The sequence below is a fragment of the Candidatus Dedyshia acidiphila genome (genome assembly GCF_051025295.1).
Classification (GTDB): domain Bacteria; phylum Acidobacteriota; class Terriglobia; order Terriglobales; family Acidobacteriaceae; genus KBS-83.
In genome coordinates, this window is the sequence record NZ_JBMGJV010000002.1 from 1 (window position 1) to 15,442 (window position 15,442).

General features: G+C 64.2%; 14 protein-coding genes. 13 read left to right on the forward strand and 1 reads right to left on the reverse strand.

The features are described from left to right. The first annotated feature begins 19 nt into the window (after nt 1-19). Entirely contained in the window at nt 20-745 is a 726-nt protein-coding gene (locus AC5IJH_RS00980) for a hypothetical protein (RefSeq protein WP_491900918.1), read from the forward strand. A gap of 69 nt (nt 746-814) precedes the next feature. On the opposite strand, the gene AC5IJH_RS00985 is transcribed toward AC5IJH_RS00980, so the two are convergent. Continuing rightward, nucleotides 815-2,245: a glutamine synthetase family protein gene (locus AC5IJH_RS00985; RefSeq protein ID WP_491900919.1), complete on the reverse strand. Its 1,431-nt coding sequence runs from the start codon at nt 2,243-2,245 to the stop codon at nt 815-817. Between the two features lie 205 nt (nt 2,246-2,450). On the opposite strand from AC5IJH_RS00985, the gene AC5IJH_RS00990 reads away from it, so the two are divergent. The 12 genes from AC5IJH_RS00990 to AC5IJH_RS01045 all read left to right on the forward strand — a co-directional run bounded on the left by AC5IJH_RS00990 (nt 2,451) and on the right by AC5IJH_RS01045 (nt 15,437). After that, entirely contained in the window at nt 2,451-3,875 is a 1,425-nt protein-coding gene (locus AC5IJH_RS00990; protein ID WP_491900920.1) for a zinc dependent phospholipase C family protein, read from the forward strand. A gap of 146 nt (nt 3,876-4,021) precedes the next feature. Further along, the gene (locus tag AC5IJH_RS00995; RefSeq protein WP_491900921.1) at nt 4,022-4,660 is read left to right on the forward strand and encodes a hypothetical protein; all 639 of its coding nucleotides are present in this window, start codon (nt 4,022-4,024) and stop codon (nt 4,658-4,660) included. Nucleotides 4,661-4,695: 35 nt separating this feature from the next. Further along, nucleotides 4,696-5,580, forward strand: coding sequence for a Nif3-like dinuclear metal center hexameric protein (locus AC5IJH_RS01000; RefSeq protein ID WP_491900922.1), 885 nt, complete (start codon nt 4,696-4,698; stop codon nt 5,578-5,580). 51 nt (nt 5,581-5,631) lie between these two features. After that, a complete protein-coding gene (locus AC5IJH_RS01005; RefSeq protein WP_491900923.1) occupies nt 5,632-6,720 on the forward strand; it encodes a radical SAM protein in 1,089 nt (362 codons plus the stop codon). 6 nt (nt 6,721-6,726) lie between these two features. Continuing rightward, nucleotides 6,727-7,044, forward strand: coding sequence for an antibiotic biosynthesis monooxygenase family protein (locus tag AC5IJH_RS01010; protein WP_491900924.1), 318 nt, complete (start codon nt 6,727-6,729; stop codon nt 7,042-7,044). Nucleotides 7,045-7,221: 177 nt separating this feature from the next. Then, complete coding sequence (locus AC5IJH_RS01015) at nt 7,222-8,748, forward strand: glycoside hydrolase family 32 protein (RefSeq protein ID WP_491900925.1); 1,527 nt, start codon at nt 7,222-7,224, stop codon at nt 8,746-8,748. 36 nt (nt 8,749-8,784) lie between these two features. Next, the gene (locus AC5IJH_RS01020; RefSeq protein ID WP_491900926.1) at nt 8,785-9,294 is read left to right on the forward strand and encodes a Uma2 family endonuclease; all 510 of its coding nucleotides are present in this window, start codon (nt 8,785-8,787) and stop codon (nt 9,292-9,294) included. A gap of 265 nt (nt 9,295-9,559) precedes the next feature. After that, nucleotides 9,560-11,377, forward strand: coding sequence for a translational GTPase TypA (gene typA, locus AC5IJH_RS01025; protein WP_491901079.1), 1,818 nt, complete (start codon nt 9,560-9,562; stop codon nt 11,375-11,377). Between the two features lie 118 nt (nt 11,378-11,495). Further along, complete coding sequence (locus tag AC5IJH_RS01030; RefSeq protein WP_491900927.1) at nt 11,496-11,819, forward strand: hypothetical protein; 324 nt, start codon at nt 11,496-11,498, stop codon at nt 11,817-11,819. A gap of 74 nt (nt 11,820-11,893) precedes the next feature. Further along, nucleotides 11,894-12,841: an LOG family protein gene (locus tag AC5IJH_RS01035; protein WP_491900928.1), complete on the forward strand. Its 948-nt coding sequence runs from the start codon at nt 11,894-11,896 to the stop codon at nt 12,839-12,841. A gap of 144 nt (nt 12,842-12,985) precedes the next feature. Next, nucleotides 12,986-14,155, forward strand: a complete 1,170-nt coding sequence (locus AC5IJH_RS01040) for a PHP domain-containing protein (RefSeq protein ID WP_491900929.1) — start codon at nt 12,986-12,988, stop codon at nt 14,153-14,155. A 40-nt stretch (nt 14,156-14,195) separates the two neighbouring features. Next, nucleotides 14,196-15,437 (forward strand): glycosyltransferase, encoded by a 1,242-nt coding sequence (locus tag AC5IJH_RS01045; RefSeq protein ID WP_491900930.1) that lies wholly within the window; start codon nt 14,196-14,198, stop codon nt 15,435-15,437. Nucleotides 15,438-15,442 lie beyond the last annotated feature (5 nt).

The window sequence follows — 15,442 nt, forward strand, 5'->3', positions numbered from 1 at the left end:
AAAAAAAAGGTGACCTCCTTTGGCGACCTCGACCCTCGCTCCGCCCCGAGCGCGCACCACCTCGCTCTATCCACACGCACACTGGTATTTTCTGGCTGCCATCGTGGTCACGTGGATCGGCTTCTCGCACACCTATTTCATGGTGCTGCGCACAGAGCCGTTGCTGCACCACCTTCATGGCGCACTCATGGCCGGATGGATCGTGATGTTGGCAGTGCAGTCACTTCTATACCGGCAGGGCAAGCTCGCCCTCCACCGGAAGATCGGGCGCGCCGGCGTCTACGGTCTTCTGCCCGCCATCGTAGTGTGCGGCTGCTTCATGGTGCATTCCATGCTGCAGGCGAGCTCACTGCCAGCCCCCATCGTCACCCAGCTGGCCTTCGAGGATCTGGCCGAGCTGCTAACACTGCCCATACTCGTCGCTCTCGCCATCGTCTATGCGCGCGACGTCGAACTTCACGCCCGCTACATGTCCTCCACCGTGGTGTTCTTCTTGCCGCCGGCAATCGCGCGCGGGCTGTTCATCTTCCCCTTCATGCACAGCTTCCCGCGCAATCTGCTGGTCGCCCTCGCCATCGGCTCGCTGATCTACGTGGTCCTGATTGCCGACGACGCTCGCCGCGGCCGCATCCGCGCTCCCTACCTCATCGCAGGCGGGCTCTACACCGCAAGCGGCATGCTCTCCTACCTCGTGGTTCACTGGGCCTGGTGGATCTCCCTCACGCACGCCATCGCCGCGATCTAAACACGCGCTCTAACGAAAAAAGAGCGGAGGGTATCCCCTCCGCTCCTGTCCCACCGTGTTTGCCGCGCTCTAGAACATGTTCCACAGGAACTGGTTGTAGACATCGTGGTGGTACTGCACCTCCGGCACCTTCACAAACGTGCCGAGCAGCCGTGGGCAACGGTCCGCCGCCGCCTGCTTCAGGTCGGCGTAGCGCGCCTTCACATCCTCGCCCAGCAGCTTGGTCGTCCACGTTGCATTGCGGAAGTCCTCCAGCGCCGAGTAGATGTTGTCCGGCAGATAGCGCTCTGCCTGGCGCAGGTTCGCAATCTTCGACGTGTCGCCATCGAGCCCGGTCTTGAAGATCGAATACAGCACCAGGTACGGATTCGCATCCGGACTCACCGACCGCACCTCGACGCGCGAGCTCTTCTCGTTGCCGATCGGCACGCGCACCATCGAGCCGCGATCCACCGCCGATGCCTTGATCTGGTTCGGCGCCTCGAAGTGCGGATCCAGCCGGCGATACGCATTCACACTCGCATTCAGCAACAGGCAGATGTCGTTGCCGTGCGTCAGCACGCGATCGATGAAGCCCCACGCGAACCCGCTCAGCTTCTCCTCGCCCTGCGCATCCCACATCAGGTTCTTGCCGCCTTTGCTGATCGACAGGTTCGTGTGCATGCCGCTGCCGTTCACGCCCACCACCGGCTTCGGCAGAAAGCTCGCGGTAAAGCCCATGCGGGTCGCCACCTGGCGGCAGATCAGCTTATAGAGCTGGATCTGGTCTGCCGCGGCCACCACCTCGCCGTAGCTGTAGTTGATCTCGAACTGCGACGGCGCCACTTCGGGGTGGTCCTTCTCGTTCTCGAAGCCGAGCGCGCGCTGCACCTCGGCCGCTGTGTCGATGAAGGTGCGCAGCGGATCGCCCGGCAACGAGTGATAGTAGCCGCCCGTGTTCACGTATTCGAAGCGCTGCTTCTGGTAGAAGTTCCGCTCCGCGTCTACACCTTCGAACAGGAAGCCTTCAATCTCGTTTGCCGCGTTCAGCGTGTAGCCGTCCTTGTCGAACCGCTCCTGCGCGAAGCTCTTCAGCACGCCCCGCACATCGGCAGAGTATGGCGCGCCGCCCTTGTCGATCACCTCGGCAAACACCAGCACCTTGCCGCCGCCGAAGTAGTCTTCCGGCACCCAGTAGAACGCGCTCCAGTCCAGTGACAGCCGCAGGTCGCTCTCGCGCTGTGCCGTAAACCCGCGGATCGACGAGCCGTCGAACGTCAGGTTGTCCCAGCTCTTCATCAGAAACTTCTTGTCGTAGTCCAGCATGTGGAGGCGTCCCTCCAGATCGCTGAACAGCACCGTCACTGCCTTGATGCGCTTCTCGTCTGTCAGGTACTTCAGCCGTTCCTCGCGGATCTTGTCGGCGGCCACACGGTTGCGCCGCTGGTCCTTCGCCTTCAGGTTCAACTCCTCCAGCTCCTCGTAGGGAAGGGAAAGAAAATTCCGCTGTTCGTTTGCCATCGAGCTCCTCTGTGTCTGTGTTTTGTATCGGTGGGCAGCGGCAACGTGGGCGCTTGCTCCTGAGCATAAATGTTGCTGCCGGGCCGCCCAAACACTTTGCTCCTGTCTCGGCTGAGAGATTTCGTCGCTCCCACCCCTCAGCCATCCTCCCCGGCAAAGAAAAATCCTCGCACCCCTCGCCATCCCTGCATCAGAGTCTCCGGACATGACCCGAGCCCTCAACGCCAGCCGGAAACTCATCGGCTCCGCCCTTTTGCTGCTGCTGCTCGCTCCGGCCCCGCCAGCGCGCGCCTATTCCGTCCTGTCCCATGAGCAGGTCGTCGACCTCGCCTGGAAGGACCACATCGTCCCCGTGCTGCGCCGCCGCTACCCCAACATCACCCCCGAGCAGATCAAGGAGGCGCACGCCTACGCCTACGGCGGCGCCATCATTCAGGACATCGGCTACTACCCCTTCGGCAGCCACATGCTGTCCGACCTGCTCCACTACGTTCGATCCGGCGACTTCGTCGACAACCTCCTGCGCGAGGCGCAGAACCCCAACGAATACGCCTTCGCCCTCGGCGCGCTCGCCCACTACACGTCGGACACGCTCGGTCATCCCGCCGTCAACCACGCCACTTCGAACGAGTACCCCAAGCTCCGCGCGCGCTACGGCGAGCAGGTCCTCTACGACCAGGATCCGCGCGCCCACCTCCAGACCGAGTTCGGCTTCGACGTGCTCGAGGTCACCCAGCAGCGCTATGCACCCGAGGCCTACCACGACTTCATCGGCTTCCTTGTCGCGAAGCCCGTCTTCGAGCGCGCCTTCGCCGATACCTACGGCGTCCCGCTCAAGCAGGTGCTGCCGCATGAGGACCTCGCCATCGGCACCTATCGCAAGACGATCAGCGTGCTCCTGCCCAAGATGACCCAGGTCGCCGTCACCGATTACGGCAAAAAGATGGCACAGGCCGAGCCCACCTTTGTGCCGCGTAAGCTGATCTACCGGCTCAATCGCGCTGATTACGAAAAGAGCTTCGGCGACAGCTATCAGCGTCCCGGCACCGGCGCTCGCATCCTCGCCTTCCTGCTGCGCCTCATCCCCAAGGTCGGCCCGCTCAAGGACCTCTCGCTGCGCGTGCCCAGCGCCGACGCCCAGAAGACCTTTCTCACCGGCATGGATCACGTCGTCGACCGCTTCGATCACGATCTGGACGAGCTCAACCGCCAGCCGCCCGACCGGCCCGCGCTGCACCTCGCCTCGCTCGATCTCGATACCGGCCGCCCCACGGCACCGGCTGAGTACCCGCTCGCGGATCAGACCTTCGCCGACTATCTCGCCCTGCTGGTGAAGCCTCGCCCCGCCTCCGCACCGGCCACCGCCTCGGCACCCGCACCCAGCGGCACACCGGAGCCCAACCGCAACGCCCGCCCCTCGCCCATGGCCGCCGTCGCCACCGCGCCGGACCCGGCGAAGCAGCGGGAGCCCCAGCCCATCGATCCCGCGATCCGTCAGGATGTGGAGCACTTCTTCGATCACGCGAAGCACGGCACCCTCCACCTGAAGCGCCACCAGTGGAAGCACCTGCAACAGAACCTCGCGCAATTGCGCCAGCTCCCCGCCGCGCCCCCGCAACAGCCGAAGTAGCGGCACTCCCCCTATCCTCCAGCCGGACCACGACCGGTCGGGGTGCGCGTGATACGTTCGTTCCAAACCACTCAAGCCTCCACTTCCCCTGTGGTCGCAGCGCTTGCTCTTCGGGCCCGTTCGTCTCGTTTCGGGGTAACTCACGGATGCTTGCAAGCCGGCCGCCTCGCGGCTCGTTCTATCTCTGGATCGCGCTCCTTATGCTCGCGGTGGTGGTCTACGGGTTCAGCCGTACCGTCGGCCCGAACCTTCTCCATTCAAACCGTCCGCACCGGATGTGGCTCGCCCTCCATGGCGTCATCCTGCTCGCGTGGATGCTCTTCTTTGTGGTGCAGTCCGCGCTGATACGCGCGCGTAAGATCCGGTTGCATCGCATGCTCGGCTGGTTCGGCGCGGCAAATGGCCTTCTTTGCATCATCGGGCTGGCGGCAATCACCATCGCCAGCGCTGCACCGCTGGCCCTGCGCTTCGTGGGCGGGGTCAGCGTACTCGGCTTCGGCATTCCGTTTGTGCTCGCGATCGTCTGGCGGCGACGGCCGGAGCTCCACCGCCGCCTCTTGCTCATCGCGACCGCCGTGCTGACCAACGCCGCATTCGCGCGCTTTCCTTCAGCCTTCCATCCAAACCACCTGTTCTTTCTCGGCACGGATGCATTCATCCTCGTTGGCGTGCTGCGCGATATCGTCGTCACGCGGCGCCTGCACCCTGTCTACGCGTACGGCGCCACGGCACTGTTTGCTTCGGAGTTCCTCGTCATGATCCCCGCCTGGCACTACCTCGGCTGATCCGCGCCACACGTGCAAAGATGGAGCTCGCCGCCATGACCTCGCATCGCCGCACTACCCTCGGTCTCCTCCTGCTGTCGACGCTCTCTGCGGTTGCACAGACCGCGAAGCCGCCGCTCACCGCCGCGCAGCTCATGCAGCGCGTCATCGCGGCCACCGGCGCCACGCCGCCTTCGGACACAGTCGACACTCTCAAGGCAGGCGATCCCAGCACTGTCGTCACCGGCATCGCGACCACGTTCATGGACACCTTCCCCGTCCTTGAACAGGCCGTCGCTAGCGGCAAGAACCTCGTCATCACGCACGAGCCCACCTTCTACAACCATCGCGACGAGCAGGCCACCCTCGCCGATGACCCGGTCCTCAAGCAGAAGCTCGCCTACATCCGCGATCACCACCTCGTCGTCTGGCGCTTTCACGACACCTGGCACGAGCGCGAACCCGACGGCATCCTCACCGGCATGATCAACCAGTTCGGATGGAAGCCCTACCAGAGCAGCACCGATCGGCTGCTCTTCACCTTGCCGTCCGCCACCGTGCGTGAGGTCGCCGCCACCCTCCAGCAGAAGACAGGCGCTCGCTCTATCCGCATCGTCGGCAATCCGGAGCTACGCGTCACACACGCTGCCGCTTTGCTCGGCGCTGCCGGCTCCGACCGCCAGATCAAGCTGCTCGAGCGCAACGATGTGGAGTTGCTCGTCGTCGGCGAATCCCGCGAGTGGGAGACCGTTCCCTACGTCGTCGACGCCGACGCTGAGGGCCGCCACAAAGCCCTCATCATCCTCGGTCACGAAGTCTCCGAAGAGGCCGGCATGGACGAATGCGCGCGCTGGCTCCGCACGCTCTTCCCCGGCATGCCCGTAGCGTTCATCCCGGCACGCGAGCCGTTCACGACCGTCACCGCCCCGCCCTCCAGATAGCGAAGTTCATCCCCCGCAACAGCCGCCTCATTCGCCGCCTACAATAAAGACGTGGCCACTCTCGCTCATCCGTTCACCGGAACCATCGCGGACAAGATCCGCGCCGGCGAGCGCATCACGCCCGACGACGCCCGCCACCTCTGGCAGCACGCCACCGACGCGGAGATGCGTGAGCTCGCCACCGTCGTCCGTGCCCGCTTTCATCCCGCGGACCGCGCCACCTACATGGTGATGCGCATCATCAACTACACCAACGTCTGCGTCGCGCAGTGCGACTACTGCGCCTTCTACAAGCTGCCCGGCCAGGACGGCGGCTATGTGCTCTCGCGAGAAGCGGTGTTCTCAAAATTGGACGAGCTGCTCACGCTCGGCGGCGACCTCGCCGCCTTCAACGGCGGCTTCAACCCGCACCTGCCGCTCGACTACTACTGCGAGCTCTTCTCGGCCATTCGTGCCCGCTACGGTGACACACTCGAGTTCTACGCGCTCACCATCGCCGAGTTCCTCTACCTCGCCGATCACGCGAAGCTCTCACTCGCCGACGCAGCCGCACGGTTCCATGCCTCGGGCGTGCGCTGGATCACCGGCGGCGGGTCCGAGATCCTCACTGAAGACTTTCGCCGCCGCCACTCCAAGTTCAAGTACACCGTGGCCGAATACTTCGCCGCGCAGCGCGCCATCCTCGACGCGGGCCTCAAGACCACCGCCACCATGGTCATCGGCTTCGACGAAACCCTCGACGAGCGCATCGAACACCTCGACCGCACCCGCGCCTTTCAGGACGAGGTCGCCGGCATCGGCGGCGGCCTGCAAAGCTTCCTCTGCTGGACGTTCAAGCCGTACTTCACCGCACTGGGAAGCACGCTCGGCGGCATCGAGATCACCACGCAGGAATACCTGCGCCACCTCGCGCTCTCGCGCCTCTACCTCGACAATATTCCGCGCATCCGCACCTCGGTGCTCACGCAGAATGCCGGCGCGCTCGACGGCCTGCGCTACGGCGCTGACGACTTCGACCTGCCCATCGAAGACGAAGTCACCCAGAAAGCCGGAGCCACCATCTCGCTCGACTTCGACCGCCTCCTCGACCACGCCCGTGCACTGGGCTTCAAGCCCGAATACCGCCATGTAGCCCGCTAGGTCGCCATGCACGTCATCGTGTGGCAGTTCGAAGTCGCACCCGAGAAGACGACTGAGTTCCTCGCCGCCTACCGAGGCGACGGTCTCTGGGCGCAACTCTTCCAGCGAGCGCCGGGCTACCTCGGCACAGAACTGCTCTCGTCCGCGGATGAAGCGACGCGCTACATCACCATAGATCGCTGGCGCAGCGCCGAAGACCTCGACCGCTTCCGACAGAACTTCGCGGACGCCTACCACGCGCTCGATGTATGCACCGAGGCGCTGACCACTCGCGAGACGGAGATCGGCAGCTTCGCATCCGAAAGCTGGAAGCAGATAGACTAGCGCCGCCGCAACCCACCCCGCCGCCGGCTCACCTTCCACGTGCTCACCCAGAACGCCAGCGATCCCGCCGCCAGAGCACCCCACACCCATCCTGTCTTCTCCATCGTCATCTCCTCCAACCGCGAGCTTAGCTCCGCGTGCGTTACCCTGTCGTCGCTCTTCTAGAGGTTTGTTTTCATGCCCACAAGACGCGATCTGCTCCACGGTCTCGCGCTCACCACCGGTGCCGCGCTCACCCGCCGCCTCCGCGCGCTGCCTGCGCATACGTCACTCACCGAGTCGCAAATCCTCGCCGACCCCATGCGCCCCGTGTGGCATTTGATGCCCGCGCGCAACTGGATGAACGACCCCTGCGCCCCCATCTACTGGCAGGGCCGGTACCACATGTTCTTCCAGTACAACCCGCACGCCGCCGTGTGGGGCGACATGCACTGGAACCACGCCACCTCCGCGGACATGGTGCACTGGAAGCGTGAAGGCATCGCCATCGCTCCCACCCCGGGTGGCCCCGATGCTGCTGGCGTCTTCACCGGCACGGCGGCAGTCGTCGAGGGCCAGGTCGCCGCGCTCTACACCGGTGTTACCGAAGCGCCGCTTGAGCAGGTCACCTTGCGTGATGGGCAGGATCATCTGCGGGAGCAGCAGTGCCTCGCCGTCGCTGAAGATCCTGGCCTCACCCGCTGGCGCAAGCAGCCGCAGGCCGCCATCCCGGTCCCGCCACCCGGCATGAAGGTTACCGGCTTCCGCGATCCGTGCCCCTTCCGGCTCGGAGACCAGTGGTACTGCATCGTTGCTTCCGGCCAGCGCGGCGTCGGCGGCGCGGCGCTGCTCTACAAGGCCGTCCCGCAACCCGGCACCGGCCCGGTCGCCGCGCTCAGCCACTGGCAGTACCTCCACCCCTTCGCGGAAGGGAAGTGGTCCGGCAAGCAGGGGGCGAACCCCGTCGACACGGGCGAAATGTGGGAGTGCCCCGACCTGTTCGAGCTCAACGGCAAGTGGGTGCTCATCCACTCGACCGAGGGCCGCACTCTGTGGCAGATCGGCACCATCAATCAGGCGGCGCTGCGCTTCGTCGCGGAGAGCGAAGGCCTGCTCGACCACGGCTCCTACTACGCCCCCAAGTCGCAGCTCGACGCCGCTGGCAATCGCATCCTCTGGGCCTTCCTGCCGGAAACGCGTCCCCCCGCCGAGCACGGAGCCGCCGGCTGGGCCTGCTGTATGTCGGCGCCCCGCCGCCTCTCGATCGCCGATGGCCGCCTCCTCATGGAGCCCATCCCACAGCTCACCTCGCTGCGTACCGCGCCGCGCACCGGAACGGCCGTTCCCCGCCTGCCCTCCGCCGCGCAGGAGATCCGCCTCACGCTCCAGCCGGCCGGGAGCGGCGGCCAGCCCTTTACAGAACAGTCGTTCACTGACCGGCAGGGCGCCGCCATCCTGCTGCGTACCGATCCGCAGCTCCCGGCGGGCACCGTCCGGATTGGCGCCATGCATCCGGAAAAAGAGATCACCGGCCTGGCGAGCGGACCGCTCGACCTGCACATCTTCCTGGATCACTCGGTCGCGGAGGTCTTCCTTAACCACCGCGAGGCCATGACCGTCCGTTACTACAAGCGGGACTTCATGGAGCCAGCCGTCGCGATCACCTTGGGGGGCAAGTGGAAGCTTGCCGACCAGCAAGCCTGGACGCTGCGGAGTATTTGGTAGACCGCTTGGTATCCTTGTTTCGCGAGGAGCATCGCGATGGCGACCGCAACCCAGGTTCCGCTCGAGACCTATCTCCACACCGCGTACAGCCCCGACTGCGACTACGTCGATGGTGAGGTCCGGGAACGCAACGTTGGGGAGCGTGAGCACTCACGCGCGATGGTCGAGCTAGCCAGCCGCATCTGGGATCTTGAGCGGCGTTCGGGCGTGTGCGCGCTCCTGTCCCTCCGCGTCCAGGTCAGTCCCACCCGCTTTCGCGTTCCCGACATCACCGTGCTGCGCGCCGACGCGCCAGACGAGCAGATCATCACGCACCCGCCACTGATCGCGATCGAGATCCTCTCGCCCTCGGACTCCTTTGCCGCCATGCGCGAGAAGATCGATGACTACGTTGGCTTCGGTATCCTGCACATCTGGGTCGTCGATCCCGCGGATCGCATGGGCTACGTCTGCCGCTCTGGCCAGTTTCGCGACTGGCAGCCCACCCGGCAGCTCGCAGTGCCCGGCACGGAAATCTTGCTCGATCTCGCCGCCTTGCCCGCTTAGGGAACAGCTCGCGCGATCGTTGGCATGTTTTTCATCCACGTCCGCTACACTGGTATTAGGTGAAGAAAAGCAGACTGCCCCGGCGCGCCCGGAGGACCTCGTAAGCTCTATGGTTTGAGGTCTTTGCGCCTAAGTCCTTGGGAAAGCCACACTTACCCACGCGACACTGTCTAAACCGCTCCATTTGAGTGACTTACAGACCTCCAAGACCGGAGGGTGGGGGGGAGGGGTGCCCGGCCTCCGCCACACATAAGAGAGAACGCGCATCGTGTCCAGCATCCGCAATATCGCCATCATCGCCCACGTCGACCACGGCAAGACCACCCTGGTGGACGCCCTGCTCCGCCAGGCCGGTACCTACCGCAGCAACGAGACGATCATCGAGCGCGTCATGGACTCGAACGAACTCGAAAAGGAACGCGGGATCACGATCCTCGCCAAGAACACCGCGATCCACTACAAGGACTCGAAGATCAACATCGTCGACACCCCCGGCCACGCCGACTTCGGCGGTGAGGTCGAGCGCGCCCTCAAGATGGTCGATGGCGTCATGCTGCTGGTCGACGCCTCCGAAGGTCCACTGCCCCAGACCCGGTACGTCCTCTCGAAGGCCCTTGAAGCCAAGCTTCCGCCGATCCTCGTTATCAACAAGATCGACCGTCCTGACGCCCGCGCGCAGGAGGTCCTCAACGAGGTCTACGACCTGTTCATCGACCTCGATGCGCACGAAGACCAGCTCGACTTCCCGGTGCTCTACACCAATGCGAAGCAGGGCACGGCCTCGCTCTCGCTCGACACCCCCGGCACCGACCTGCAGCCGCTGTTCGAGACCATCCTCACCACGCTTCCTCCCGCTGCCGGCGATGCGAATGGCGCACTCCAGATCCAGGTCACGAACCTCGACTACTCCGACTACCTCGGCCGCCTCGGCATTGCGCGCGTCTTCAACGGCACGCTGAAGACCGGCGACGAAGTCAATATCTCCAAGCGCGATGGCTCGCTGCAGAAGACCAAGATCACGAAGCTCTTCTCCTTCGAGGGCCTCAAGCGCACGGACATCACCTCGACCGAGATCGGCGACATCGTCGCCATCGCTGGTGTCACCGGAATCACCATCGGCGAAACCATCGTCGACCTCGAGAACCCGCAGCCACTGCCGCCGATCATCATCGACGAGCCCACCATCGCGATGCAGTTCTCGGTGAACAACTCGCCGATGGCCGGTCGCGAAGGCCAGTACGTCACGAGCCGCAACCTGCGCGAGCGCCTCGAGCGCGAGCTGCTGACCAACGTCTCCATTCGCGTCGAAGACACCGGCACGCCCGAGAGCTTCAAGGTGCTCGGCCGTGGTGAGCTCCAGCTCGCCATTCTCATCGAGATGATGCGCCGCGAAGGCTACGAGCTCATGGTCGGTCGGCCTGAGATCGTCACCCGCACCGTCGACGGCAAGCTGATGGAGCCCGTCGAATACCTCACCATCGATGTGCCCGAGAACTTTGTCGGTACCGTGATCGAGCGCCTTGGACCGCGTAAGGGCGAGATGGTGAAGATGACCAACCACGGCTCCGGTCGCGTCCGCATGGAGTTCCGCGTGCCCTCGCGCGGTCTCATCGGCCTCCGTTCCGAGATGCTGACCGAGACGCGCGGCACCATCGTGATGAACTCGCTCTTCGACGGTTACATCCAGTACCAGGGCGAGATCCCGCAGCGCCCCACCGGCGCTCTCATTGCCGACCGCAACGGCACCACCACTGCCTACGCGCTCGACGGACTGCAGGATCGCGGCGTGCTGCTCATCAACCCCGGCATCGAGGTCTACGAAGGCATGATCGTCGGCGAGCATTCGCGCGACAACGACCTCGACGTGAATGCTGTTCGCGAGAAGAAGCTCACCAACATGCGTGCCTCGAGCGCGGATGAAGCCATCCGCCTCGTGCCCGTGAAGGCGCTCAACCTCGAACAGGCAATTGAGTTCATCGCCGAAGACGAACTGGTTGAGGTCACACCAAAGTCGTTGCGCCTCCGCAAGAAGGTGCTCCAAGCGAACCGCCGGCCCCGCCGCAACGCGCAGCCCGTCTCCTGACGAGCGCATGCTCTGCGTGATAGGGTCAGTCACAGAGCGGCCTTCGGGCCGCTCTTCACGTTCGAGGGAATTGACGTTGACGAGCGGCCGGCCCGGCGCTCTGCACAGCAGGTAGTGGATGGCCGAACAAGGCAACCTATTCTCCCCGCACCGTGACCCCGCGGGCATCGCGCCCGTGCCGCGCGAGCGGCCCCAACGCCCCATCCCGCGCTGGCTTGCCATCCTCGAGCTGAGCCTGTTCGTGCTGCTCCGCTTGTATGTCGGCGCACTCGTGGTGCTGCTGCCCTGGCGCAGCCTTTGGACGACGAATTCCTGGATACTGCACTTTCCTGCCCTCGCCTCCTTCATCGCTCAGGGCTGGGTCCGTGGCATCGTCTCGGGGCTCGGTCTGTTGAACATCTGGGTCGCTTTCGTAGCACTCTTCCGCGGCGGTCGTCGCTAACGCATCCTATGCAGTCGCACGCGTAGTGCGGAATGGATGGCTCGCCTTGCGCCCACGCTCGACTTCGGAGTTCTATGTCTGACGAAACACCGCCACTGCTTCAGGCCGCACCGCTCGCCTACGAGAACCCCACCTTCCTCAACAGCCCGGACGGGCGGCTCTTCCGCATCCTCGCCGAGTTCTCCGAACCGCTTGCACGCTTCCGGCGCGAACGCATCCGAGACACCGTGGTGTTCTTCGGCTCCGCACGCTTTCGCGCGCACGATGTCGCGTCGCGTGAGCTCGAGATGCTGGCCAAGCCCGGCTCTGCGGAACCCGCACCACCCGAGGAGCAGCCCGCCGCACCGCAGGATATCGCCCAGGGCACTGCGACCGAGTTGAAGCTTCGCCACGCCGAGGCCGCTGTCGAGATGGCGCAGTACTACGAAGACGCGCGGCGTCTCGCCTCTCTGCTGACGACGTGGGCCATGAGCCTGAAAGGGCGGCAGCGACGCTTCGTCGTCACCTCCGGTGGCGGCCCCGGCATCATGGAGGCAGCCAACCGCGGCGCCTGGGAGGCGGGTGGCGTTACCGTCGGGCTCAACATCAAGCTCCCCTTCGAGCAGTACCCCAACCCCTACATCACACCCGCGCTGAACTTCGAATTCCACTACTTCTTCATGCGCAAGTACTGGTTCGCTTATCTCGCCAAGGGACTGGTCGTCTTTCCCGGTGGCTTTGGCACACTCGACGAAGCGTTCGAGATCCTGACCCTCGCGCAGACCGAGAAGCTGGCGAAGAAGATCACCGTGATCTTCTATGGTTCGAGTTACTGGAAATCAGTCATTAACCTTCAGGCTCTGGTCGACAAGGGCGCGATCTCGCCGCACGACCTCGACCTATTCCAGTACGCGGACACCCCGGAGCAGGCATTCACGCTATTGCAACAGGGACTGGTCACAAATCACCTCGAGCCGGAGGCGCGTCACGCTGCCGCAGCCGACGGCGGCGAAATGGCGCCAGACATCGCCAAAACGCGCTAATTGATGCCGATGCTTGTTGTCATATCCGATTCCTGCTGCCTGCTCACGCGAAGGTTGCACATGAGTCACAGCATCTTGTTGGCCACGTAATGCCTCGTTCACGGGGCTCTTCTCATACTCAGAGTGCAGGGTGTGAGGTGAGCCATGATGAGATCCCAGATCTCCTACTTGTGGAAGACCCCCGATGCCGCGCGCTCGTTCAGCACCGGCGTCTCGCTGCATAGCCATACCAACCGCTCGAGGGAAACGCTTGACTTCGTCGTCAGCGCGCTCTCTGGAGATGGCTTCACGGGCCGAGTCTTCCGCAAGATCGAAGCCGTGTACTCCCGTCGCGCGACCTTCAAGCCGGACTATGCGCGCGCCTACTGGACACCGCCGTTAACGCCGCGCCTCGCGTTCGATCTCGAGCGCCGTCAGATTGAAAGCCAGTTGCAGCGGCAGGCCCTGGTTTCGATCACGGATCACGACAACATCGAAGCACCGCAGCTGCTGCGCACTGTCGCCAGTGCGCGTCACATCCCCGTGTCGGTCGAGTGGACGACGCCGTTCGGCGGAGACCAGTCCTTTCATCTCGGTGTTCACAATCTGCCGAGCGCCGAAGGCGCGGACTGGATGCGTACCTTCGCGGAGTTCACGGCGCAGCCGTCCGACGCACGCCTGACGGAACTGCTGAGCGCATTGCACTCTCTGCCTCATGTGCTGATCGTGTTCAATCATCCCCTGTGGGATCTTTACGAGATTGGCGCCGTCCGCCATGCGCAGCGTCTCGCAGAGTTCATGCAGCAGAACGGCGCCTACATTCACGCATTTGAGTTGAATGGCCTGCGCAACTGGAATGAGAACCGCGCGGTGCGCACGCTGGCCACGCAGTGGAACAAGCTGTTGATCTCCGGTGGCGATCGGCACGGGCTTGAGCCAAACGCAAACGTCAACCTGACGAATGCCATCAGCTTCAACGACTTTGTCGACGAAATCCGCTACGACCAGCAAAGCCATGTGCTCTTCATGCCCCAGTATGCGCAGCCATGGAAGCATCGCATCCTGCAGTCCACCATCGATGCCGTTCGGAACTATCCTGATTTTCCCGAGGGCTCGCGGCGCTGGGATGAGCGCGCCTTCCATCCTGGTCGCGACGGCATCGGTGTCCGGCCACTGAGTGAGTTGTGGCCGCAGGGACAGGCGCCCGTCGCCCTTCGGGTGGGCGTCAACATTGCCCGGCTAATGGGGTCGGCTCCGCTGAGCGGCGGCCTGCGCCTTGCGTGGAATGAGTCGCGGCAACTTCAGTTCGCGCTGGGCGAAGGCGAAGCGGTCTAAGCGGCTTCCGCTCTGCAGGGCTGGCGCATACACTCGCGCTATGGCTGCGGCGCTGGACCAGACCTCGTTCGGAACAACGCCCAGGGTCGCCTACTTCCCGGACACCTTCCACGAAGTGAACGGCGTGGCGCACACCAGCCGCCACTTCGAAGCTTTCGCTCGCCGGCGCAATCTGCCGTTTCTCTGCGTGCGCGCCGGTCCAGCCGACCGTGTGGGCCGCGATAGTTCGCGGGTCCGCACGGTGGAGCTGCCCCGCGGAGCATTGTCCTTCCCGATCGAAAAGGATCTGCGCTTCGATCTCGCGTACTGGCGGCATCTGCCGCGCATTCTGGCGGAGACGCGTCGCTTCGGGCCAAACCTGATTCACATCACCGGGCCAACCGAGCTGGGGTTTATTGGTGCCTGGCTCGCGCACAAACTTCGCGTACCGCTGGTTGCGTCCTGGCACACCAACGTTCATGAGTATGCGGCGAAGCGCGCCACCTGGTTCACGCGTCTGTTCGGGACGCATCAGCCGCAAGTTGCCGGGAAAATTGAGGGTTCTGCTCTGTGGGGCTCGGCTGTCTTTTATCGGCTGGCGCGCATCCTGTTTGCGCCCAATGCAGAGTTGTGTGCGCTGCTGGAGCGTGCGACCGGCCGGCCGTGCTACCTGATGACGCGTGGCGTGGATACGGATGCGTTCTCGCCGGGACATCGCATGCGAGCGAAGGACGACTCCGACTGTGTGCTTGGCTTCGTCGGCCGTCTGTCAATCGAGAAGAACGTGTCGCTGCTCGCCGAGATTGAAGCCACACTGCGCGCGGGCAGTGATCAGCGGTATCGCTTTCTTATCGTCGGCCATGGCGGCGAGGAGGCGTGGCTGCGCCAGCATCTGGCCTACGCTGATTTTCCCGGTGTGCTCCGTGGGGAGGCGCTGTCCCAGGCGTACGCAAACATGGACGTTTTTGTGTTCCCGTCGCACACGGACACCTTCGGGAATGTCGTACTCGAAGCGCTCGCATCTGGCGTGCCCGCGATTGTGACGCCGGACGGTGGCCCCGCACGCATTGTGCGCGAAGGAGACACCGGGTTCATCCGTGGGGATGCAGACTTTGCTGGTGCGATTGCAGCGCTGGTCGCGAACCGCACCCTGCACCGGGCGATGCGTGAGCGGGCGCGGCAACACGCGCTGACGCAGTCCTGGGACGCCGTGTTCGAGAGCATCTACGCGCGTTACGAGCAGATGCTCAGCGCAAACACGAACGGCACGAGCGCGGACGCCCGTGCCGTTGCTGGCGACTAGGTGAG

Bases quoted from the DNA above. Each gene is read 5' to 3' on its own strand.
- AC5IJH_RS01045 (WP_491900930.1), top strand. From the start codon at position 14,196: ATGGCTGCGGCGCTGGACCAGACCTCGTTCGGAACAACGCCCAGGGTC.
- AC5IJH_RS01010 (WP_491900924.1), top strand. From the start codon at position 6,727: ATGCACGTCATCGTGTGGCAGTTCGAAGTCGCACCCGAGAAGACGACT.
- AC5IJH_RS00985 (WP_491900919.1), bottom strand. From the start codon at position 2,245: ATGGCAAACGAACAGCGGAATTTTCTTTCCCTTCCCTACGAGGAGCTG.
- AC5IJH_RS01030 (WP_491900927.1), top strand. From the start codon at position 11,496: ATGGCCGAACAAGGCAACCTATTCTCCCCGCACCGTGACCCCGCGGGC.
- AC5IJH_RS01020 (WP_491900926.1), top strand. From the start codon at position 8,785: ATGGCGACCGCAACCCAGGTTCCGCTCGAGACCTATCTCCACACCGCG.
- AC5IJH_RS01035 (WP_491900928.1), top strand. From the start codon at position 11,894: ATGTCTGACGAAACACCGCCACTGCTTCAGGCCGCACCGCTCGCCTAC.
- AC5IJH_RS00990 (WP_491900920.1), top strand. From the start codon at position 2,451: ATGACCCGAGCCCTCAACGCCAGCCGGAAACTCATCGGCTCCGCCCTT.
- AC5IJH_RS01015 (WP_491900925.1), top strand. From the start codon at position 7,222: ATGCCCACAAGACGCGATCTGCTCCACGGTCTCGCGCTCACCACCGGT.
- AC5IJH_RS01000 (WP_491900922.1), top strand. From the start codon at position 4,696: ATGACCTCGCATCGCCGCACTACCCTCGGTCTCCTCCTGCTGTCGACG.
- AC5IJH_RS00995 (WP_491900921.1), top strand. From the start codon at position 4,022: ATGCTTGCAAGCCGGCCGCCTCGCGGCTCGTTCTATCTCTGGATCGCG.
- AC5IJH_RS01040 (WP_491900929.1), top strand. From the start codon at position 12,986: ATGATGAGATCCCAGATCTCCTACTTGTGGAAGACCCCCGATGCCGCG.